Origin of the sequence: Massilia sp. DJPM01, from assembly GCF_030348125.1 — a bacterium.
Taxonomy (GTDB): Bacteria; Pseudomonadota; Gammaproteobacteria; order Burkholderiales; family Burkholderiaceae_D; genus Telluria_A; species Telluria_A frigida.
Genome location: NZ_JAQOZV010000058.1, coordinates 27,480 through 47,986 on the forward strand (window position 1 = coordinate 27,480; position 20,507 = coordinate 47,986).

17 protein-coding genes are annotated in these 20,507 nt (G+C 64.5%); 8 read left to right on the top strand and 9 right to left on the bottom strand.

Features of this window, described 5'->3' with window-relative positions; all coding sequences use genetic code 11:
* Positions 1 to 73: 73 nt before the first annotated feature.
* Positions 74 to 502 (top strand): ferric iron uptake transcriptional regulator, encoded by a 429-nt coding sequence (gene fur, locus PO883_RS27810; RefSeq protein ID WP_054264984.1) that lies wholly within the window; start codon positions 74 to 76, stop codon positions 500 to 502.
* Between the two features lie 21 nt (positions 503 to 523).
* On the opposite strand, the gene hrcA is transcribed toward fur, so the two are convergent.
* Both hrcA and PO883_RS27820 read right to left on the bottom strand, forming a co-directional pair.
* Positions 524 to 1,540 carry a heat-inducible transcriptional repressor HrcA gene (hrcA, locus tag PO883_RS27815; RefSeq protein WP_167090326.1) on the bottom strand — a complete coding sequence of 339 codons (1,017 nt, stop codon included), beginning with the start codon at positions 1,538 to 1,540 and terminating at the stop codon, positions 524 to 526.
* Positions 1,541 to 1,667: 127 nt separating this feature from the next.
* Positions 1,668 to 2,384, bottom strand: a complete 717-nt coding sequence (locus tag PO883_RS27820) for an HAD family hydrolase (RefSeq protein ID WP_289312653.1) — start codon at positions 2,382 to 2,384, stop codon at positions 1,668 to 1,670.
* Between the two features lie 202 nt (positions 2,385 to 2,586).
* Here PO883_RS27820 and PO883_RS27825 point away from each other — a divergent pair, with 202 nt between their 5' ends.
* Together PO883_RS27825 and PO883_RS27830 are read left to right on the top strand one after the other, a co-directional pair.
* Positions 2,587 to 3,195, top strand: a complete 609-nt coding sequence (locus tag PO883_RS27825) for a hypothetical protein (RefSeq protein ID WP_289312654.1) — start codon at positions 2,587 to 2,589, stop codon at positions 3,193 to 3,195.
* A 50-nt stretch (positions 3,196 to 3,245) separates the two neighbouring features.
* Positions 3,246 to 3,860: a hypothetical protein gene (locus PO883_RS27830; RefSeq protein WP_289312655.1), complete on the top strand. Its 615-nt coding sequence runs from the start codon at positions 3,246 to 3,248 to the stop codon at positions 3,858 to 3,860.
* A 186-nt stretch (positions 3,861 to 4,046) separates the two neighbouring features.
* Here the strand turns inward: PO883_RS27830 and PO883_RS27835 are convergent, their stop codons facing one another.
* Positions 4,047 to 5,522: a serine hydrolase gene (locus PO883_RS27835; RefSeq protein WP_289312656.1), complete on the bottom strand. Its 1,476-nt coding sequence runs from the start codon at positions 5,520 to 5,522 to the stop codon at positions 4,047 to 4,049.
* 242 nt (positions 5,523 to 5,764) lie between these two features.
* Here PO883_RS27835 and PO883_RS27840 point away from each other — a divergent pair, with 242 nt between their 5' ends.
* Positions 5,765 to 8,014 (top strand): PhoX family phosphatase, encoded by a 2,250-nt coding sequence (locus tag PO883_RS27840; RefSeq protein ID WP_289312657.1) that lies wholly within the window; start codon positions 5,765 to 5,767, stop codon positions 8,012 to 8,014.
* Positions 8,015 to 8,131: 117 nt separating this feature from the next.
* Here the strand turns inward: PO883_RS27840 and PO883_RS27845 are convergent, their stop codons facing one another.
* The 5 genes from PO883_RS27845 to PO883_RS27865 all read right to left on the bottom strand — a co-directional run bounded on the left by PO883_RS27845 (position 8,132) and on the right by PO883_RS27865 (position 14,060).
* Positions 8,132 to 8,482, bottom strand: a complete 351-nt coding sequence (locus PO883_RS27845) for a DUF5710 domain-containing protein (RefSeq protein WP_289312658.1) — start codon at positions 8,480 to 8,482, stop codon at positions 8,132 to 8,134.
* A gap of 26 nt (positions 8,483 to 8,508) precedes the next feature.
* Positions 8,509 to 9,288, bottom strand: a complete 780-nt coding sequence (gene rsmA, locus PO883_RS27850; RefSeq protein WP_289312659.1) for a 16S rRNA (adenine(1518)-N(6)/adenine(1519)-N(6))-dimethyltransferase RsmA — start codon at positions 9,286 to 9,288, stop codon at positions 8,509 to 8,511.
* Between the two features lie 20 nt (positions 9,289 to 9,308).
* Positions 9,309 to 10,358 (bottom strand): 4-hydroxythreonine-4-phosphate dehydrogenase PdxA, encoded by a 1,050-nt coding sequence (pdxA, locus tag PO883_RS27855; protein WP_289312660.1) that lies wholly within the window; start codon positions 10,356 to 10,358, stop codon positions 9,309 to 9,311.
* A 4-nt stretch (positions 10,359 to 10,362) separates the two neighbouring features.
* Complete coding sequence (locus tag PO883_RS27860) at positions 10,363 to 11,757, bottom strand: peptidylprolyl isomerase (protein WP_289312661.1); 1,395 nt, start codon at positions 11,755 to 11,757, stop codon at positions 10,363 to 10,365.
* A 74-nt stretch (positions 11,758 to 11,831) separates the two neighbouring features.
* Positions 11,832 to 14,060 carry an LPS-assembly protein LptD gene (locus PO883_RS27865; RefSeq protein WP_289312662.1) on the bottom strand — a complete coding sequence of 743 codons (2,229 nt, stop codon included), beginning with the start codon at positions 14,058 to 14,060 and terminating at the stop codon, positions 11,832 to 11,834.
* A 97-nt stretch (positions 14,061 to 14,157) separates the two neighbouring features.
* On the opposite strand from PO883_RS27865, the gene PO883_RS27870 reads away from it, so the two are divergent.
* From PO883_RS27870 to PO883_RS27885, 4 genes are read left to right on the top strand one after another with little or no spacing between them, the layout of a single operon-like run.
* Positions 14,158 to 15,213: an aminoglycoside phosphotransferase family protein gene (locus PO883_RS27870; protein WP_167090349.1), complete on the top strand. Its 1,056-nt coding sequence runs from the start codon at positions 14,158 to 14,160 to the stop codon at positions 15,211 to 15,213.
* A 13-nt stretch (positions 15,214 to 15,226) separates the two neighbouring features.
* Entirely contained in the window at positions 15,227 to 15,949 is a 723-nt protein-coding gene (gene murU / locus PO883_RS27875) for an N-acetylmuramate alpha-1-phosphate uridylyltransferase MurU (protein WP_289312663.1), read from the top strand.
* Positions 15,946 to 17,280, top strand: a complete 1,335-nt coding sequence (gene pepP, locus PO883_RS27880) for a Xaa-Pro aminopeptidase (RefSeq protein ID WP_289312664.1) — start codon at positions 15,946 to 15,948, stop codon at positions 17,278 to 17,280. The genes murU and pepP overlap by 4 nt, the downstream gene beginning before the upstream one ends.
* Positions 17,280 to 18,428, top strand: a complete 1,149-nt coding sequence (locus PO883_RS27885) for an FAD-dependent monooxygenase (RefSeq protein ID WP_289312665.1) — start codon at positions 17,280 to 17,282, stop codon at positions 18,426 to 18,428. The genes pepP and PO883_RS27885 overlap by 1 nt, the downstream gene beginning before the upstream one ends.
* Positions 18,429 to 18,437: 9 nt before the next feature.
* Here PO883_RS27885 and PO883_RS27890 read toward each other — a convergent pair whose 3' ends face one another.
* Positions 18,438 to 20,105, bottom strand: coding sequence for a methyl-accepting chemotaxis protein (locus tag PO883_RS27890; protein WP_289312666.1), 1,668 nt, complete (start codon positions 20,103 to 20,105; stop codon positions 18,438 to 18,440).
* Positions 20,106 to 20,507: the final 402 nt, after the last annotated feature.

Consider the following 20,507-nt stretch of genomic DNA (forward strand, 5'->3'; position numbering starts at 1 on the left):
TGTACGGAAGCCTAGGCACCTCCGTCTAAAACGCTATATGATAAAGCACTACGCCAATATACGAGTAACAAACATGAGTAACAATCCTAGCGACCTCAAGGCCAGCGGCCTGAAAGCCACCCTGCCCCGTCTGAAAATCCTCGAGATTTTCCAGAACAGCGAGGTGCGCCACCTGACAGCGGAAGATGTATACAAGATTTTGCTGACCGACAATATGGATGTCGGCCTGGCCACCGTGTACCGCGTACTGACCCAGTTCGAGCAAGCGGGCCTGCTCAACCGCAACCATTTTGAAACCGGCAAGGCGATCTTCGAGCTCAATGCCGGTTCGCACCACGACCACCTGGTGTGCCTCGATTGCGGCCGCGTGGAAGAGTTCTACGATGAAGAAATCGAATCGCGCCAGCACAAGGTCGCGGTCGAGCGCGGCTTCAAGATTGCCGAGCACGCACTGGCGATTTACGGTAATTGCGTCAAGCCGGCCTGCCCCCACAAAACCTGAAGCAGCGGCCGGCGCCGCTGTCTAGGAGTGGCTGAGCGCGTTCGACAGCAGCTTGGCCGTAATATCCACGATCGGAATCACGCGCTCGTAGGCCATGCGGGTCGGCCCGATCACGCCCAGGGTGCCGACGATCTTGCCGTTGACCTCGTACGGCGCCGTGACCACGCTCATTTCATCCATCGGCACCAGGTTCGATTCGCCGCCGATGAAGATCTGCACGCCTGTCGCCTTGCTCGACACGTCCAATAGCTGCATCAGCCCGGTCTTTTGCTCGAACATGTCGAACATCTGGCGCAGCGAGCTCATGTTCGACGACAGGTCCGACACGCTGAGCAGGTTGCGCTCGCCGGAAATGACCATATCGTCCGACTGGTCGGTCATCGCCTCGCTGCCGGCCTCGACCGCTGCCTGCATCAGGCTCCCCATATCGTCGCGCAGCTGGCGCAATTCACTGGACAGGCGCGTGCGCACGTCGTCGAACGACAGGCCGCCATAATTCTGGTTGATGTAATTGGCCGAGCGCACCAGCTGGGCCGGCGTGTAGTCGGCCTCGGTGAGCAGCAGGCGGTTTTGCACGTCGCCGCGCGGATCGACGATCACCAGCAGGATGCGCTTTTCCGACAAACGCAAGAATTCGATCTGCTGGAATACCGATTCGCGCCGCGGGCTCAGTACCACGCCGGCGAACTGCGACAGCGACGACAGCATCTGCGCCGCGTTGGCGATCATCTTTTGCGGTTGCTGGGCCGGCAGGCGCAGGCGGCCATCGACCGCGTGCTCGTCCAGATGTTGCACGGTTAACAAGGTATCGACAAAGATGCGGTAGCCGCGCGGGGTCGGAATGCGTCCGGCCGAGGTGTGCGGACTGGACACATACCCCAGTTCTTCCAGGTCGGCCATGATGTTGCGGATGGTCGCGGGCGAGAGGTCGAGTCCGGAAATTTTCGACAGCGCGCGCGACCCTACCGGCTGGCCGTCGGCAATATACCGTTCGACCAGGGCTTTGAGCAGCGTTTGCGCACGGGTATCGAGTTGCATGATTCTATGTGTGGTGCGAGGTGGACATGCACAAGTGTTGATCCGCTTATTATGCACGTTCGCAGGCGCGGTGTGCAGTTTAGCGCTTTTCCGGGCCGACGGGCGCCGCCCGTGCGCCCCGGCCGCCTCAGTCGTGCGCGCGCTTGAGCCAGTCGAGCAGCTCGTCGAAATTGCCGCAGATGGCGTCCGGCACCACCCCGTGCTCCAGGTGCAGCGCACTGCCGGTGCGGTTGAGCCAGACCGCGCGCAGCCCGGCGCGCTGGGCGCCCTGCACGTCGAGCAGCACATCGTCGCCCACGTACACGGCATCGGCCGGGTCGACCCCGAGTTCCACGCAGGCGGCCAGGAAGATGGCCGGGTCCGGCTTGGCGCGGCCGAACTGGCTGGCCGCCAGCGACACCTTGAAATGGTGCGACAAGCCGATCGCCTGCAAATCGGCATTGCCATTGCTAACCGAGCCAAGCAGGCTGCGGCCTTTCAGGCGCAGCAAGCCGGGCACCACGTCATCGTAGGGAATCACGGCATTGCGCGCCGCATAGAACTGGACCATGGCTTGCTCGACCTTGGCGGCATCTTCGCCGGCCGTCTCGAACGCCGACAGCAGGCCGGCGCGGCGCAGGGCGCCCAGGTCGAGCTGGAACTCGGGTTGCTGGGCCAGCAGCGCCAGGCGCGCCTGGCGCAGGGCGTCGACGGTGAAGCGCTCGGCCACGCGCGGCGCGTTGCTGTGCAGCCAGGCATGCAGGGTTTGCTCGGCCTGCAGGATGACCGGGGCGATCGGCCACAGGGTATCGTCCAGGTCGAACAGGATGGCTCTGGGCCAGGTGCGGCGCGGCGGAATGCTCATGTTCTGGCTCGGTAATGGGACAGGTTCCAGCATAACGAGGGCGGCGCCGAAAATCAATCGGCGCGCCGGGCGCGCCAGGTCCCTTGCACCCGTTACAAGGCAATGAGCCGCCGGGTTAACAAATGCACTAAAATGATGTCCACATCAGGCTGTCCATCGGCGGCCCAGCCTCCCACCTTACCGCATTCGTTTTGGAGAAAGTATGAAAAATCTGTACCTGCGTTCCGCCGTGGCACTGTCGTGCGCGCTGAGTCTGGCCGCTTGCGGCGGCGACGACGATGGCACCATGCAGCTGGGCGGCACCGTGGAAAATGTGACCGTATCCGGCCTGGTGTTGCAAAACAAGGGCGGCCCGGAACTCAAGGTCGAACCGAACGTGAGCACCTTCGTGTTTCCCGACCTGATCGCCACCAATACCGAATTCGACATCACCATCAAGTCGCCGCCATCGAACGCCACCTGCGCCATGGTCAATGGCAAGGGCAAATCGAGCGTCTACGGCGTCGGCAACATTACCGTGCGCTGCACCCTGATCCCGCATGATATCAAAGGCAAGATCACCGGCCTGACGAGCGGCCCGCTGGTCATCATCAACGGCAGCTATCGCCTCAGTATTGCGGCCAACTCCACCGAATTCAACATGACCACGCTGGCCGAGAATAAAAAAGACAAGCTCGGCCAGGTCGGCGAAACGATGGCCTACGGCCTGAGCGTGCTGCACCAGCCGCCGGGCTTGACTTGCCGGATTGACAACGCCATCGGCACGATGGGCAAAGCCGACGTCGACCATATCCTCATCACCTGCAACTGATCCCGGCAGCCGCCCCTGCGCGGGCGGCGCCCTTTCCCCTGGAGAATTCTATGAAGTTATCCGTCCTGCGCCATTCGCTGCTGCTGGCCCTCGTCGCGGGCCTGTCCGCTTGCGGCGGCAAAGCGACCTTCCCTGTCGAAGGCACCATTGAAAACCTGAAGTATTCCGGCCTGGTACTGAGCAACGTCGGCATGCAAGACCTCACGGTCGAGGCCAAGGCCACCACTTTCCGCTTCCCCAACACGATCGAATACGGCGTGCCCTACGATGTCCAGGTCAAAACCAGTGCGCTGCACCAGAAATGCACCTGGGACAACGGCAAGGACAACGCCGGACGCCAGGCTTCCATCAGCGTGATTATCAAGTGCATCGATAACGCCTTTTCGATCGGCGGCGCGGTCAAGGCGCTCGGCGCCGACGGCGGGGCCCGTACCTACACGGGCGAAGGCTTGGTGCTGATCAACGGCAGCAGCGACAAATACGCCGTCCCCAAGGACGCGACCGCCTACAAATTCGCCGGCGCGACCACCTTCGGCACCAGCTACGGCGTGTCGGTATTCAAGCAGCCGGATGGCGGCAAGTATGCCTGCACGGTCGAGCGCCGCGTAGGCGAAATGGGCGATGCCGATATCACCAACATCGATGTGACTTGCCGCGAGAAGTAAGCGCGGCGAGGGTTGGGCAGGTGATATTTGCAAAAGCTATATCTGATATTCCAAAGATAAATTGGCTTGATATGCTGTAGCGCAGCATAATTGCACCTGTCTCCTCCAACTCTCCTCAAAAAGAATTGGATTTCAAGCCCGCTTCACAGCGGGCTTTTTTTTGTCCTGGTTTTCGGTGCTTGCGCCTTATTTCTTTTCCAGCGCCGCCAGGTGGCCGGCCGCGTTGCGGTTGTCCGGGTCCAGCTCCAGCGAACGGCGGTAATGGCGGATCGCCAGCGCTTGCTCTTCCACGGCTTCATACGCTTCGGCCAGGCTGTCATGGGCGTTGGCGCTGTCCGGATACAGGCGCGCCGCCAGGCCGAGCACCGCAATGGCCGGCTTGGGCTGCTTGCGCGACAGCAAGCGGTAACCCCAGCCGTTCAAACTGCCCTCGGACGGGTTCGGCACCGCATATTGCCGCGTCACCTGGCGCAGCTGCCCGTCGATGTCATCGAAACCGCCGCGCGCGGTCTGCTCGCGCAAGCGGTACAGGGCATAGCCGCCGCCGGTGGCGCGCAGCGCCGGCACATACAAGCCCGCCACCGTGTCGATCAACTGGTCCGGCTGGGCCCCGGCCAGGTTGGTCAGGATGATGACCGCCAGGTCGTCGTCCGGATAAATATAGAAGGCCGAACGCCCGCCCCCGATCCCCGCCACCGCCCGGTGCGCCTGTGCGCCACGGCGGATCGCCGGCCAGCCCATGGCCCACGGTGCCGGCCGCCCATCGGCGAACGAGGACGGCGTCCACATCGCCGCCATGCTCGCCGGCTGCAGCAGGCGCCCCTGCTGCAGGGCCACGATCCACTTGCCCAGTTCGGTCGCCGTGGTATTCATGCCGGCGCCCGTGCGCATCGCCGGCGGAAACTCTTCGACCACGTTGCGCAGCGTGCCGTCGCGCCCGAAGCGGTAGGAATTGGCCTTGTTCTTGATGACGTCGGCGCTATCGCCGAAGCTGCTGTCGGGCATGCCAACCACGTCGAACTGGCGGTGCCGGATGGACGCCAGGAAGGGCTCGCCGCTCAGGCGGTCAATGATTTTCCCCAGCAGCACGTAGTTGGTCTGGTTATAGCTGAAGCGCTGGCCCGGCGCGAACTGTACCGGCAGCGTTTGTGCAGTCTTCCAGGCGCCGTCCATGCCGCCCGGCAACAGGTCGCCTTCCCGATCGAGGACGTCGGGAATCCCGGACGTGTGATTGAGCAACTGGGCGATGGTGACACCCTGCCACGCGGCCGGCAAGCCATCCAGATAGCGCGATACCGGCGCGGCGAGCGCCAGCTTGCCCTGTTCGACCAGCTGCATGATGGCCACGCCGGTGACTGCCTTGGTCCCGGAATTGATCGAAAATACGGTGCGATCGTCGACCGGCACCCCGTGCTGGATGTTGGCCACGCCGAGCGCGCTTGAAAACACCACTTTCTGGTGGCGGATCACGGCAATCTGCAAGCCCGGAATGCGCCGTTCCTGCATTTCGGCGCGCATGAATTCCAGCACGGCCTTGCTGGCGGCGCTGTCGGCGGAGGCATCGGCTGCGGCACTGGCTGGCGCCGCCGCCAGGGCGCTCGCGCCGGGCATGCCGGCGGCCAGGCTGACGATCAGGAAACACAGCGTGCGGGGAAAACTCATCGGATGTCATTCCTTCAGGGTGAGGGCAATTCGTTCGGCAAGCCAGCACCCATCATGGCATGAACGGGGGCAATGTTGGCGCTTTGGAATCGATATTTCTGCATGGATCGCCTTGCGCGGCCATGCATTCCGGATCGACAAGCCAGCGCTTGTCATCATCCTGTCATCCTGCCGTCACGGCACGGTCATCTGGGCTGGCTAGAATCCGGCTTGCTAAATCAACCCCCAGCCATAGGACCTTCATGAACAAGCCAAACGATCCGGTTCGCGCCATCGATCCGGATGATATCGACTGCAACGATTCGCCGAACGAACACTTCAACACGGTGCTCAATGCCCGCCTGAGCCGCCGCAGCCTGCTGCGCGGCGGCATGGCGTCGGCCGCCACGGCGATCTTCGGCGCAGTCGGTTTGTCGGCCTGCAGCAGCGATGACAGCCCAGGCCCGGTAACGCCGACGCCGACCCCGACGCCGGTCCCGGCTGAAAAACTGCTGGCGTTTACCGCCGTGCCGAAAAGCCTGGCCGATCTCGTGACCGTCCCGGCCGGCTACACCGCGTCGGTGATCTATGCGCTGGGCGACCCGCTCAACGGCACCACCCCCGCCTACAAGAACGACGGCTCCGACGACAACTTCGACACCCGCGCCGGCGACCATCACGACGGCATGGAATTCTACGGCCTGTCGGCGACCGGCACCGCCACCACCAGCAGTTCGGAGCGCGGCCTGCTGGCCATGAACCATGAAGCGACCACCGATGCGAAACTGTCGTCCTTCTTCCTGCACGCCAATGGCGGCGCGACCACCCTGCCGCGCCCCGCCGCCGAAGTGGACAAGGAAATCGCGATTCACGGCGTGAGCGTGGTCGAAGTCAGGAAGACCGGCGCCGCCTGGGCCTACGTCAAAGAGTCGTCGTTCAACCGCCGCCTGACGCCGCTCTCCGACATCGAACTGTCCGGCCCCGCGCGCGGCAATGCGCTCCTGACCACCAAATACTCGCCGACCGCGACCAAGACGCGCGGCACCCTGAACAACTGCGGCACCGGCAAGTCGCCATGGGGTTCGTTCCTGACCGGTGAAGAAAACTGGTCCGGCTACTTTGTACGCGGCGGCGCCGACGACGCAGCGCGCGCCGGCGACAAGAGCATCGCCTCGCTCAAGCGCTATGGCCGCAGCCAGGGCGCCACCTCGCGCCACGGCTGGGAAAGCGCCGGCAGCGACGACAAGTACGCACGCTGGGACATCAGCAAAAAGGGGACGTCGCTCGATGGCAGCGACGACTACCGCAATGAAATGAACGGCATGGGCTACATCGTCGAAATGGACCCGTACGACAAGTCCAAACCGGCCAGGAAGCGCACGGCGCTCGGCCGCTACGCCCACGAAAGCGCCGCCTTCGGCAACCCGGTCGTCGGCCAGCAGCTGGCGGTGTACATGGGCGACGATTCGCGCAATGAGTACATCTACAAATTCGTCTCGACCGCCGTCTGGGCTGCCGCCGACGCCAGCGCCAGCGACCGCATGGCCACCGGCGACAAATACCTCGATAGCGGCAAGCTGTATGTCGCCAAATTGAACGCCGACGGCAGCGGCCAGTGGATCGAACTGGCCATGTCGAACACCGCGATTACCGGATACGGCGCCTACAAGTTCGCCGACCAGGCCGACATCGCCATCAACGCCCGCCTGGCCGCCGATGCGGTGGGCGCGACCAAGATGGACCGTCCGGAATGGTGCTCGGTCAATCCGGCCAACGGCGAAATCTACTACGCGCTGACCAACAACTCGAACCGCGCGGTCGACCCGACGTCGTCGCAGCTGGTGCCGGACAGCGCCAACCCGCGCGCCTACACCGACATGAAAGGCAGCTCGGCCCAAAGCGGTAATCCGAACGGCCATATCCTGCGCATGAAGGAAGGCGCGGGCGCCAGCGCGGCCACCAGCTTCACGTGGGATGTGTACCTGTTCGGCGCCGAAGCGGGTGCCAGTGGCGGCTTCGTGAATTTGTCGAACCTGACCGCGGACCAGGATTTTTCGAGCCCGGACGGCCTCGCATTCAGCCCGTACACCGGCATTTGCTGGATCCAGACCGACGATGGCGCGTACACCGACGTCAGCAACTGCATGATGCTTGCCGCGATTCCGGGCACGGTCGGCGATGGCGCCAAGGTCACCCTGAACCATCCAAAGGCCAATGGCGGCACCTTGGCGGTCGATACCTACGTGGGCAAGAAGCCAAGCGCGGAGACGCTCAAGCGCTTCCTGGTCGGGCCGGTGGGGTCGGAAATCACGGGGATTTGCGAAACGCCGGATGGGAAGTCGATGTTCATCAACATCCAGCACCCGGGTGAAAATACGGCGCAGGCGAATCTGGGCGATCCGTCGAAGTACACCAGCCAGTGGCCGAGCAATGCCGGCTACGGCGCGGGCAAGCGGCCACGCTCGGCGACCATCGTGATTACCAAGAACGATGGTGGGCGGATCGGGACGTAAGGACCATTAGCCACTAACTTAAAAACCGTCATTCCTGCCACTGGCAGAAATGACGGTTTTAAGGTTTGTGGAGGAAGGGTAGTAACGGGTGCGCGGCGAACAACATTCGACGCGGCTTCAGGTCGTCAGCCCGCTCACAATCCGCAGCACTTCGGCGCGGGCATCCGTCCATCCGGACGCCGCCAGCTTCGGCCCGCACTCCGGGCACGCCTCAAACGGATTGCAGCCGTGTTCCAGCGCCACGTAGCGCGCGCCCACGACCTGCTTGCCCACATACGAATCAACCCTGCCCGCCGGAGCGCCGGAAGCCTTGGCGGGGCCTGGCGCCACGCCCTTGAGCACCCAGCGCTGGAACGGCGCCGCATCCACGTTATCGGGCACGTACCACAGCTTGCTATCCTTGTTCCAGCGCGCCCCCAGGGCCTTGGCCTCGTCTTTTTCGGCGTACGGCACTTTCAGCATGATCATGACAACGCTCCCATCGGGTCGGCCAGTCAGGCCGGTTGCTTGAGCAAGTTCGACAGCGCCACATACTGCTCCAGGCTGACCGTCTCCGGCCGCGTCGACGGATCGATGCCGGCCTCGATCAGCTGCGCCTCGGTAAACATCCCGGCCACGCAGTTGCGGATCACCTTGCGGCGCTGCGAAAACGCCTTCATCACCACCGCCTCCAAGGTCGGCCCGTCGCAGGCCAGCTTGCGCGCGGTCGGCACCATGCGCACGATCGCCGACTCCACCTGCGGCGGCGGATCGAACGCGGTCGGCGGCACGATGAACATCAGCGACATGTCGTAGCGCCATTGCAGCATTACGGACAAACGTCCGTACACCTTGCTGCCCGGCGCCGCCACCATGCGCTCGACGACTTCCTTTTGCAGCATGAAATGCTGGTCTTCGATCAGGTGCGCGAATTCGGCCAGGTGAAACAGCAGCGGGCTCGAAATGTTATACGGCAGGTTGCCGACCACGCGCAGCTTCTGCCCTTGCGGCACCGGAATCTGGCCGTAGTCGAACTTGAGCGCGTCGCCCGAGTGGATGGTGAGCTTGTCGCGCGGGAAGTTGTTTTCCAGGCGCGCGACCAGGTCGCGGTCCAGCTCCACCACGTGCATGTGGTCCAGGCGCTTGAGCAGCAGCGCCGTCATGGCGGCCAGGCCCGGCCCGATTTCGACCATCGCCTGGCCTTTCTCGGGTCCGATGGCGTCGATGATGTTATCGAGGACGAGTTTGTCGGTCAAAAAATTCTGGCCAAAGCGCTTGCGGGCGACGTGTTTCATGTTCTTCTTCTCAAATCTGTTTAAAGCTGCGATGCACGCTGGGCGTCCACCATGTGCAGGGCGGTGCGGATGGCTTGTTCCATGCTGCCGCAGTCGGCACGGCCAAGGCCTGCGGCAGCCAGGTCGAGCGCGGTGCCGTGGTCGACCGAGGTGCGGATCAGCGGCAGGCCGAGCGTGATGTTCACGCCGCGCCCGAAGGTGGCGTATTTGAGCACCGGCAGGCCCTGGTCGTGGTACATGGCCAGCACGCAGTCGGCCTCGATCAGGTATTTGGGCTGGAACAGGGTATCGGCCGGATACGGCCCGCGCGCGTCGATGCCGTTCGCGCGCGCCTGTTCCAGTGCCGGCGTGATGGTGTCGATCTCTTCACGCCCCAGGTAGCCGTTCTCGCCCGCGTGCGGATTGAGGCCGGTGACCAGGATGCGCGGGGCGGCAATGCCGAATTTGGTTTTCAGGTCGTGATGAATAATGCCGATCACCCGCGCCAGGCCCTCGCGCGTGATGGCCGCCGCGACGTCCTTGAGCGGCAAATGGGTGGTGGCCAGCGCCACCCGCAGCGGCGGATTGCCGGGCTCAGTCTCGCCGGCCAGCATCATCACCACCTGCGCGGTGCCGGTTTTTTCGGCCAGGTATTCGGTGTGGCCCGAAAACGCCACGCCGGCGTCGTTGATGGTGCTCTTTTGCAAGGGCGCGGTGACGATGGCATCGAACCAGCCGGCGCGCGCGCCTTCGAGCGCCAGGTCGAGCGTGGCCAGCAGCGCGCGCCCGTTGGCCGGATCGAGCACGCCCGGCGCCACGTGGGCGCCGAGCGGCACGTCGATCACGGCGATGCGGGACGGCCCGAAGTGCGGCAGGCCGCCGTTGCGCAGCGCCTGCACCGACAGCGCGGCCAACTGGATCGCCGGGTCGATCAGGCTGGCGGTCAGCGCCAGGAAGGCGGCGTCGCCGAGCAGCACGCAGTTGACCTGCGCGCGCATGGCCCAGGCGGCGCGGATCGAGATTTCCGGCCCGATCCCGGCCGGTTCGCCGGTGGTGATGGCGATCGCCGGCCGTGTGCTTGCCTGGTGCATCGGCTTACTTGTTTTCGTCGCGGAACTCGACGTAGGCGCGGTCGCGCACCTGGCGCGCCCAGTCTTCGGTGGCTTCTTCGAGCTTGCGGTCGCGGATCACCTGGCGCGCGGCCATGCGCACCCGTTCCTTGTTCTGGTCGTCGCTCTTGCGTTCCATCACTTCGATCAGGTGGAAACCGTACGGCGTTTCGACCACGGCGCTCAGCTCGCCCGGTTTGAGCGTGCTCATGACGGTCTCGAATTCGGGCACGACATCGCCCGGGTACAGCCAGCCGAGGTCGCCGCCCTTGCTGGCCGAACCATCGTTGGAGAACAGGCGCGCCAGTTCCTCGAACTTGGCGGCCTTGTTGTCGAGGCGCTCCTTCAATTCGGTCAGCTTGCGCTTGGCGTCGGCCGCCGTCATGGTCGGGCTGACCTTGAGCAGGATGTGGCGCGCGCGCGTCTGCTGCACCGCCGCCGGCGCGCTGGCGTCGGCCAGGTTGCGCTTGTCGACCATCTTGAGGATGTGGAAACCGGTGGTACTTTTCAGGACCGGCGTGACCTGGCCCGGCTTGAGCTTGGACAGGGCGTCGGAAAACAGCGGCGGCAGGCGGTCGGTGTTGCGCCAGCCGATTTCGCCGCCCTTGAGCGCATCGCTCGAATCGGAATAGGTGGCGGCGATCTTGGCGAAGTCGGCGCCGGTGCGCAGCTGGCGCATCACCTCGTCGGCCCGTGCGCGGCGCGCGGCGATCTGCTCGGGCGAGGCGTTTTCGGGGATGCGCACCATGATCTGCGACAGGTTCATTTCGACCTTGTCGGCGGCGGCGGCTTTTTCGGCGGCCAGGTAGGTGTCGACCTCGGCGTCGGAAATCTGGATCTTGTTGTCGACTTCATGCTCGCGCAGGCGCTGCATCATGATTTCGCTGCGGATCTCTTCGCGGAAGGCGGCGAAGGTGGTGCCGCTCTTTTCCATCTGGTTGCGCATGTCCTGCACCGACATCTTTTGCTGCTCGGCGATGCGGCCGATAGCGCGGTCGAGCATGGTGTCGTCGACGCGCACGCCCATTTCCTTGGCCAGCTGCATCTGGGCGCGTTCGACGATCATGCGCTCGATGACCTGGCGCTGCAGGTCGGCCGCCTCGGGCACGGGCGCGTTCTGCGATTTCATCGCGCCTTCGACGGCGCGCACGCGCGCGGCGATCTCGTTGCGGGTGATGACTTCATCGTTGACCACCACGGCGATCGAATCGATGACATTGGCGGACGCCGATGCCGGCGGCAGGAAGCCGCCCGACGGCTTGGCGGGGGCCGCTGGCGCCGGCTTGGCCGGGGCGCCTGGCTTGGCCGGAGCGCCCTGCGCGGCGGCCTGTCCGGCGCACAGGGCGCACAGCAGCGTCGCTGCGATCTTGAGTTGGTGCATACGGATATTACGCATAATCTGGGAAGCACTCATATTCAGGTGATATTCGGTGAATAAAAAATCCGACGTCCCGCTTAACGGCTCGGGCCCGGATTGAGCCTCGTGTAACCTGGAACGCTCTTGTAAAACGATTCGAGCGGACTGCCGAAACCAAGCTTGGACAGGCCGTTCAGCTCAAGCTGGACGAACGCCTGGGTCGAGGTATTGCGCGTGGTCGTCACAAAACGCTGGCCACCCATGCGGAACACCCAGCAATCGGCCTGGTATTCCAGCCCGACCAGGCTTTCGACCACCTTGTGGCTCAGGACCGAGTAATTCATCCGGCCCACGCCATACCAGCGCTTCGAGAGCGGCCACTGCGACGATATCATCGCATTCTTGACGCTGTCGCGCAGGAAGCGATACTCGGCGTTGATCACCTTCTTTTCGCCCGGCTGCCACTGCACCCCGTAGTTGGACGCGACCACGCTGCTGGCGCTGGCATTGTATTGCACCGCGCTGTCGAAGTTCCATTTCTCGGAAATGCGGCCGGACGCCTGCAGCAGCACGTCGGAGCGGCTTTCGGTGCGCGGCGCGTTGGCCAGCAGCTGGACGCGCTGCTCGTTGAGGTAAAAGCGCTGCCCGAATACCAGGCGCAGGCGCTCGGCCCCGTTCGATTCCAGGAAGCGTGAGACCAGTGCCGCGGTCAATTGGTTCGCATCCGATACCCGGTCGTTGCCGATAAAGCGGTTTTCGTTGAAGATCTGGGCCATGTTGAAGCTGGCCTCGAAGGTATCGAAATTCGGGTACTTGCTCTGGTCCTTGTACGGCGTGTAGACGTAGAACAGGCGCGGTTCGAGCGTTTGCGTCATCTGGCGCCCGGCCAGCTTGGCGTCGCGCTCGAATACCAGGCCGCTGTCGAGCGAAAAGGTGGGCAGCACGCGCGTGAGCGAGGTCGGGGCGTTGGCGGCGCTGTCGACGCCACGGCTAAGCTCGTAGGCGCTGGCGTGCAGGCTGAGCTTGGGCGTGATGTGGTAGCCGGGACGCACGATCGGATAACTGAGCTGCGGCATCACCACCGCGCGGTTGCCGGTCGGCAGGTCCGGATGCGCAAAGCGCGTCACCTCGGTGTCGACCGCCCAGTCGAAGCCCTTGACGTCGTAGCGGCCGGCATGCAGCAACAGTTCCGGCAAGCGTGCGTACGGACGCGCAATGAAGAAATTCGGGTCCTGCAAAATCTGGTAGCTCTGCGCCCGCAGCGACATATTCCAGTGCTCGGCGCGATAGTCAGTGCGCACTTCGCGCACCAGCTGCCGTTCGGCGCTGCTGGAAATCGATTGCGAGAAGTCGCTCGGATAATTGTCATCCGAGGCGCCGTTCAGGTTCCAGCCGAACGACAGGCCGCGCGCAATGCCCTGGTTGTGCAGCGAATTGACGCGCCAGCGGTCGGTCTTGGTGACCTTATCGTTGGGCAAGACTTCGGCATGGGTCTGGCCGGAATAGCCGCCGTACGCGTTTTCGCCCAGGTAGCGCGCGGTGGCGCCGAACTGGATGCCGCGGTCGAGCATCCAGCGTGGATACAGGGTCAGGTCGCGGTTGGGCGCGATGTTCACATAATACGGTTGCAAGACCTCGGCCCGGCCCTTGGAGCGCAGGCCCACGGTCGGCGGCAGCCAGCCGGAGCGGCGCGCGCCCGACAGCGAGAACGATAGCGCCGGCGTGCCAATGATCGGCACGCCCTTGAAATAGATCACGGTCTTGCCGGCCACGCCCACGTCGCGCCCGGCGTCGAGGCGCAGGGTGTTCGACTTGAGGTACCAGTCGGGCGTGAGGCCTTCGCAGGTGGTGTAGGTGCCGTCGACGACGATGGCTTCGTCTTCGCTGATGAAATCGACGCGCTTGGCCGCGCCCTGCGCGTTGTTGAGCCCCATGCGGTACTCGGGACGCAATACCCAGCCCTTGCCCGAAGACAAGTTCAGCTGCAACTCTTCGCCCTTGTAGGTATCGCCGAAGCGTTCCATCCAGACATTGCCGTTGGCGGTGACTTCATTCTCGACGTTCTTGAAGCAGGCGCGGTCGGCTTTCATCCGGGTTTGTCCCCGGCTCAGTTCGACACCACGCTCAAGAATGAGTTCGCGTTCGGGGCGGCCGGAAATTTCCTCTGCGCGCACGTTCACGGGCAGGTTCGGATCTTCGGTACGTTCGCGCTTTTGGACGTTTTGGACGGTTTGGGCGTGCAAGGGCACCGCGGTGGCGGTGACGAGCGCCGTCAGGGCATAGGCCCAACGCTGCGAGGGGAGAGCTGCCGGTTTTTTCCAGCTCATGAAATGACGTGTGCAAACACCATGGCAGGCGATTTTTTGAGTTTAATCCCTTATTATATGGGAATCTTCACCTTCAATCGGATTCTCAGGCTGCATCATGTCTTCATCGCTCCCCACCACCCCCGCAACATCGTCGGACACCCGCCTGACGCAGCTCACCACCTGGCTCGATACGCTCGGCCTGGTGCAGGTCGAATCGCGCCGTCCGGCCTCGGCCGACGCCAGCTTCCGCCGCTACTTCCGGCTCGACGTCGCGCCCGCACTGCGCGCCAAACTCGGCGCCACCCTGATCGCCATGGATGCCCCGCCCGAGCGCGAAAACGTGCCGGCCTTCATCCACGTGCAAGGCTTGCTGCTCGCTGCCGGCGTCTCGGTGCCGGCCATCGTGGCGCAGGATGTGGCCAATGGCTTCCTGCTGCTGTCGGACCTGGGTACCACCACGTACCTGCAGCGCCTGGACGTCGACAATGCGCCGTTCATGTACTCGGACGCGGTCGACGCGCTGATCAAGTTCCAGCTCACCAGCGAAGCCGGCGTGCTGCCCGAATACGACCGCGCCTTCATCGAACGCGAGCTGAACCTGTTCCCGGAATGGTTCGTCGGCAAGCACCTGGGCGTGACCATGACGCCGGCCCAGAGCGCCACGCTGAACAAGGTGTTCGAGGCGATCATCGCCAACAACCTGGCCCAGCAACAAGTATTCATGCACCGTGATTTTCATTCGCGCAACCTGATGTTCATGGACCAGGGCAACCCGGGCGTGCTGGACTTCCAGGATGCCGTGTTCGGCCCGGTCACCTACGACCTGGCCTCGCTGCTGCGCGACGCGTATGTGCAATGGGATGAAGAAATCGTGCTCGACTGGGTGGTGCGCTACTGGCAGCGCGCCAAGGCGGTCGGGCTGCCGGTCAATCCGGACATCGACGCGTTTTACCAGGACTTCGAATTCATGGCCTTGCAGCGCCACCTGAAAATCCTCGGCATCTTCTGCCGCCTGAACTACCGCGACGGCAAGAGCGCCTACCTGGGCGATCTGCCGACCGTGATCGACTACGTGCGCAAGACGTGCAACCGCTACATTGCCCTCAAACCGCTGGCGCGCCTGCTCGACGCCTTCGAGGACAAGGTTCCGCAAGTGGGCTACACCTTCTGATGCGGGGCCACTCATGAAAGCCATGATCCTGGCCGCCGGCCGCGGCGAACGCATGCGGCCACTGACCGACCATTGCCCCAAGCCGCTGCTGAAAGTGCGCGGACGGCCGCTGATCGTCTGGCATATCCTGAACCTGGTGCGCGCGGGGATCACCGAGATCGTCATCAACCACGCATACATGGGCGAGATGATCGAGCGCGAACTGGGCGACGGCGGCAAGTACGGCGCGCGCATCGTCTACTCGCCCGAAACGGTGGCGCTGGAAACGGCCGGCGGCATCGCCAACGCGCTGCACCTGCTGGGGGACGATCCGTTCCTGGTGCTGTCGGCCGACATCTACTGCCCCTACTTCGATTTTGCGCAGGTGGCCGACGTGCTGGTTGACGAAGACATGTGGGGCAATCCTTACCCGCTTGACAAGCGCGACGCCTGCTGGATCTACCTGACGCCGAACCCGTTTCACAATCCGCAGGGCGACTTCGGCCTGACCATGTACCAGGTGGCCAACGAGGGCGACACCAAGTGGAATTTCTCGAACATCGGCGTGTACCGGCCGGAGATGTTCAAGGCCATCGCAGCGGGCACGCATGCGCGCCTGGGTACCCTGATCCGCCAGTACGCGGACCTGGGCCAGGTGGGCGGCGAAATCTACGAAGGCGACTGGGTCAACGTCGGCACGGTGGCGCAGCTCGAAGAGCTCAACGCACCGCTGGGCGCGCGCAAGGCGGCACCATGAACAACGCGCCTTTCGCGGCGCGGCGCGCGCGCCTGTGCGCGGCGATGCAGCCGGGCGCGGTGGCGATCCTGTCGACCGCGCCGGAAGTGCAGCGCAACAGCGACACCGACTACCCCTACCGCCACGACAGCTATTTTTATTACCTGAGCGGCTTCACGGAACCGGACAGCGTGCTGGTGCTGGTGGCCGGGCATGGGTCGACGGCGGCGCAGGCGATCCTGTTCTGCCGCCAGAAGAACGTCGAGCGCGAAATCTGGGATGGCTTCCGCCATGGTCCCGAGGGCGCGCGCATCGCCTTCGGTTTCGATGCCGCGTTCCCGATCGAGGAGCTGGATACGGAAATGGCGCGGCTGCTGGCCAACGCCCCGGCGGCGTATTACGCGCTCGGACACAGCGCTGCGCTCGACATGCAAATGAAGAACTGGCTGCTGGCGGTGCGGCGCCAGGCGCGTACCGGCATCACTGCGCCGACGGTGGCGCATGACCTGCTGGCCATGCTCGACGAGATGCGGGTGTTCAAGGACGATGGCGAACAAGCCGTGATGCTGCGCGCCGCGACCATTTCGGGCAAGGCGCACGAACGCGCCATGCGTTTTTCAAAGCCCGGCGTGTACGAATACGAGATCGAGGCGGAACTGCTGCACGAGTTCCGCCGCAACGGCGCCCAGTTTCCGGCCTACACGCCGATCGTGGCGTCGGGCGCGAACGCCTGCGTACTGCACTACAACGCCAACAACGCGCAAACGCGCGATGGCGACCTGGTGCTGATCGACGCCGGCTGTGAACTGGACAGCTACGCCGCCGACATCACCCGCACCTACCCCGTCAACGGCCGCTTCAGCGGACCGCAGCGGATGCTGTACGAGCTGGTGCTGGCAGCGCAGGAGGCGGCGCTGGCGGTGCTGCGGCCCGGCCAGAAATACAGCGACATCCACGACGCCGCCACGCGCGTGCTGGCGCAGGGCATGCTCGACCTGGGCTTGCTGGACAAGGGCAAATTCGGCGGCGTCGACGACGTCATCGCCGAGCGCGCGCACCAGCAGTTCTACATGCACGGCACCGGCCACTGGCTGGGCCTCGACGTGCACGATGCCGGCGCTTACCGCGACGTCACGGTGGATGGCAAGCCATCGCGCCCGCTACAGGCGGGCATGGTGCTGACGGTCGAACCGGGCATCTACGTGCGTCCGGCGGACGGCGTGCCGGAACAGTTCTGGCACATCGGCATCCGCATCGAGGACGACGTGCTGCTCACCCCGGGCGGGCATACGATCCTGAGCGCTTGCGCCCCCAAACTGGCGGACGATATTGAACAACTGATGCGGACCTGATGGACAACACACACACAACGTTCGATGTGGCGATCTGCGGCGCCGGCCCGGTCGGCATGGCACTGGCCGCCCTGCTGGCGCGGCGCGGCATGGATAGCGCGCGGATTGGCCTGATCGACGCCAAGGCGCTGGGTACGGCAATGAGCGACCCGCGCTCGATCGCGCTGTCGTATGGCAGCCGCCTGCTGCTGGAAGAGATCGGCGCCTGGCCGCTGCCGGCCAGCGCCATCCACCAGGTCCATGTATCGCGCCGCGGCCACTTCGGGCGCAGCCTGATCGACCGCGGCGAGCATGGCGTGGAGGCACTCGGTTACGTGGCGCGCTACGGCGACCTGGTGTCGGCCCTGTCGGCGGCGTGCGAGCGCGCCGGCGTGGTGGCGATGCGGCCGGCGCGCGTGGCCGGCCATGCGGAGCGTGCCGATGGCGTCGGGCTGACCCTGGACGACGGCCGCGCGCTGGATGCGGCGGTGGTGGTGCAGGCCGAGGGCGGCGTGTTCGGCGAGCAGGATGCCAGGTCGCGCACGCACGACTACCGGCAGACGGCGGTGATTGCGCGCGTCAGCGCCAGCGCGCCGCTTGCGCATCGCGCGTACGAGCGCTTTACCGGCGAAGGGCCGCTGGCGCTGCTGCCGCAGGACGGCGCCGATGGCCATCAGTATGCGCTGGTGTGGTGCGTGCGGCCGGAGCGCGCGCAGGCATTGCTGGCGCTCGATGACGCGGCTTTCCTGGCGCAGCTGGGCGAGGCGTTCGGGCAGCGCCTGGGACGGTTTACCGCAACTGGCGCGCGCAGTGCCTATCCGCTCGGGCTCAATGCCGAACCGGCTGCCACCAAGCGTACGGTGGCGATCGGGAATGCGGCGCAGACCCTGCATCCGGTGGCGGGACAGGGATTGAACCTGGGGCTGCGCGATGCGGCCGTGCTGGCGCGGCTGCTGGTACGCGAGGCGGGGCCGGCGGCCGTGAGCGCGTTCGCCAGCGAGCGGCAGAGCGACCGCAAGCTGGTGGTGGAGCTGACCGATAGCATGGCGCGCGCGTTCGCGCATGAGGGGCCGGGGCAGGCCCTGCTGGGATTGTCGCTTGGCTTGCTCGACACATTCAACCCGGCCAAGAATTTGCTGGGTGAATGGATGATGTTCGGACGGCGCTGATAGCGTCGTTTAAAACTCTTCCCAATCCTCGGCCGGCGTAGCGCTGCCCAGCTGCTTTTTCACCGGCGCGCGCCCCACCGGCTTGGACGCGCTGCGCGCCGCCATTTGCCGTGGCGCCGATGCCAGCGCGGCGCCGGCATTGAGCTTGAACACGCTGACCACGGCGGCCAGCTGGCGCGCCTGGTCCTGCATCGCTTCGGACGCCGCCGCAGCCTCTTCCACCAGCGCCGCGTTCTGCTGCGTCACCTGGTCCATCTGCGTGACCGCCTGGTTGATCTGCTCGATCCCCAGGGTCTGCTCCTGGCTGGCCGCCGCGATGTCGCCCATGATATCGGTCACCCGGCGGATGCTCTGGACGATATCGTCCATCGTGCTGCCCGCGTCGTTTACCAGTTTGCTGCCCGCCTCGACCTGCTCGACCGAGCTGCCGATCAAGCCCTTGATCTCCTTGGCCGCCTGGGCCGAGCGCTGTGCCAGGTTGCGCACCTCGCTCGCCACCACCGCGAACCCGCGTCCCTGCTCGCCCGCGCGCGCCGCTTCCACCGCCGCGTTCAGGGCCAGGATATTGGTCTGGAACGCGATCCCGTCGATCACGCCGATGATGTCGACGATCTTGTTGCTGGCCTCATTGATGCGGCCCATCGTATCGACCACGTTGCCGATCACGTTACCGCCCTTGGTAGCCACGTCCGATGCCGTCGCGGCCAGGGTGCTGGCCTGGCGCGCGTTGTCGGCGCTCTGCTTGACGGTGGACGTCAGTTCTTCCATCGACGATGCGGTTTCCTCCAGCGAGCTGGCTTGCTCCTCGGTGCGGCTCGACAGGTCCTGGTTGCCGGCCGCGATTTCGGACGAGGCGACGGAAATCGTATCGGTGCCCTGGCGCACCTGGCGCACCACGTCGACCAGGCTGTCGTTCATTTTTTGCAGCGCCGTGAGCAGCTGGCCGATTTCGTCGTTCGATTCGATCTTGACGGTGCCGGTCAGATTGCCGCCGGCGATGCTGTTGGCAAAGCGCAGCGCCTCGGCGATCGAGCGCGAGATGCCGCGAATGAGCGCGGCGCCGATCAGCAGGCCGAGTGCGGCGCTAACGACAATCAGGCCGATGGCGAGCGCGCGCGCCGTCTCGAAACGCGCCGTGGCTTCCGCATACTCGGACTTGCCGACGCCGAGCTGGTACTTGATCAGCGCATTCATGTTCTCGCGCACCGGCTGGAAGGTCTGGGTCAGCGCGCCGTTCACCAGGGCGACAGCGGCTGGCGCGTCCTTGGCGCGAAACGCGGCCAGGGTCGGCTTGATTCCCTGCGCCACGAACGCTTCCCGGCTGGCCACGAACTTGGCCGCGATGATCTTTTCTTCGGGGGTCAGATAGGTCTGCATATATTCGCCCCACACGGTGGTGACGACCTTCACGCGCTGGTCGACCTCGTCGGCCACCGCACCCAGGCCGGCCGGGTCGGCGCTGACCGCTTTCGACAGGGCGGTCTGGTTTTGCTGGATCTCGGTCAGCACTTCGGCCAGCATGCCCACCGCCACCAGGCGGTCTTCGTACACCGTCTTGAGCGAGGCGTTGGTCACGCTCAGGTTGCGCAAGCCGAGCAAGCCGATGAGCAGGGAAATCACACTGAGCACCGCGATGACGAAAATGAGGCGGGCCTTGATCGTCAGATTCTTGAACATGGTCGGTGACCTTTCAGCGTGCGATTGGGGGAGCCAGATGGGCGCAGCGCGGCGCGAAAGCCTGTCCTCAAAGAAATATACCGAACTTGGATGGTGAATTAAATGGCGCAGTATCAACACAGGGCAAATTCAGCGTGACTTGTGTTTGCGATGCGACAAGCTAGGCCGCATTGTTGTGTGCTTGTCTTGGTTGATATCGCCGCGCGCTCTGACGCCAGTCGCGGAGCGGGATACAGTGGGCAAACCAGGCTTGGCGCATGACGCAGGGTGCTTGGCAGATGAGAGGGGAAGCGGAAAAGTGAATCGTCACGCCCGCGGAGGAAGCTGAGCGCAACGAATATGGTCGGGTTGGTGCGCGGGCGCCGTCACGCGGCGCTGGAGCATCCCGATGGGGTGTGGAAT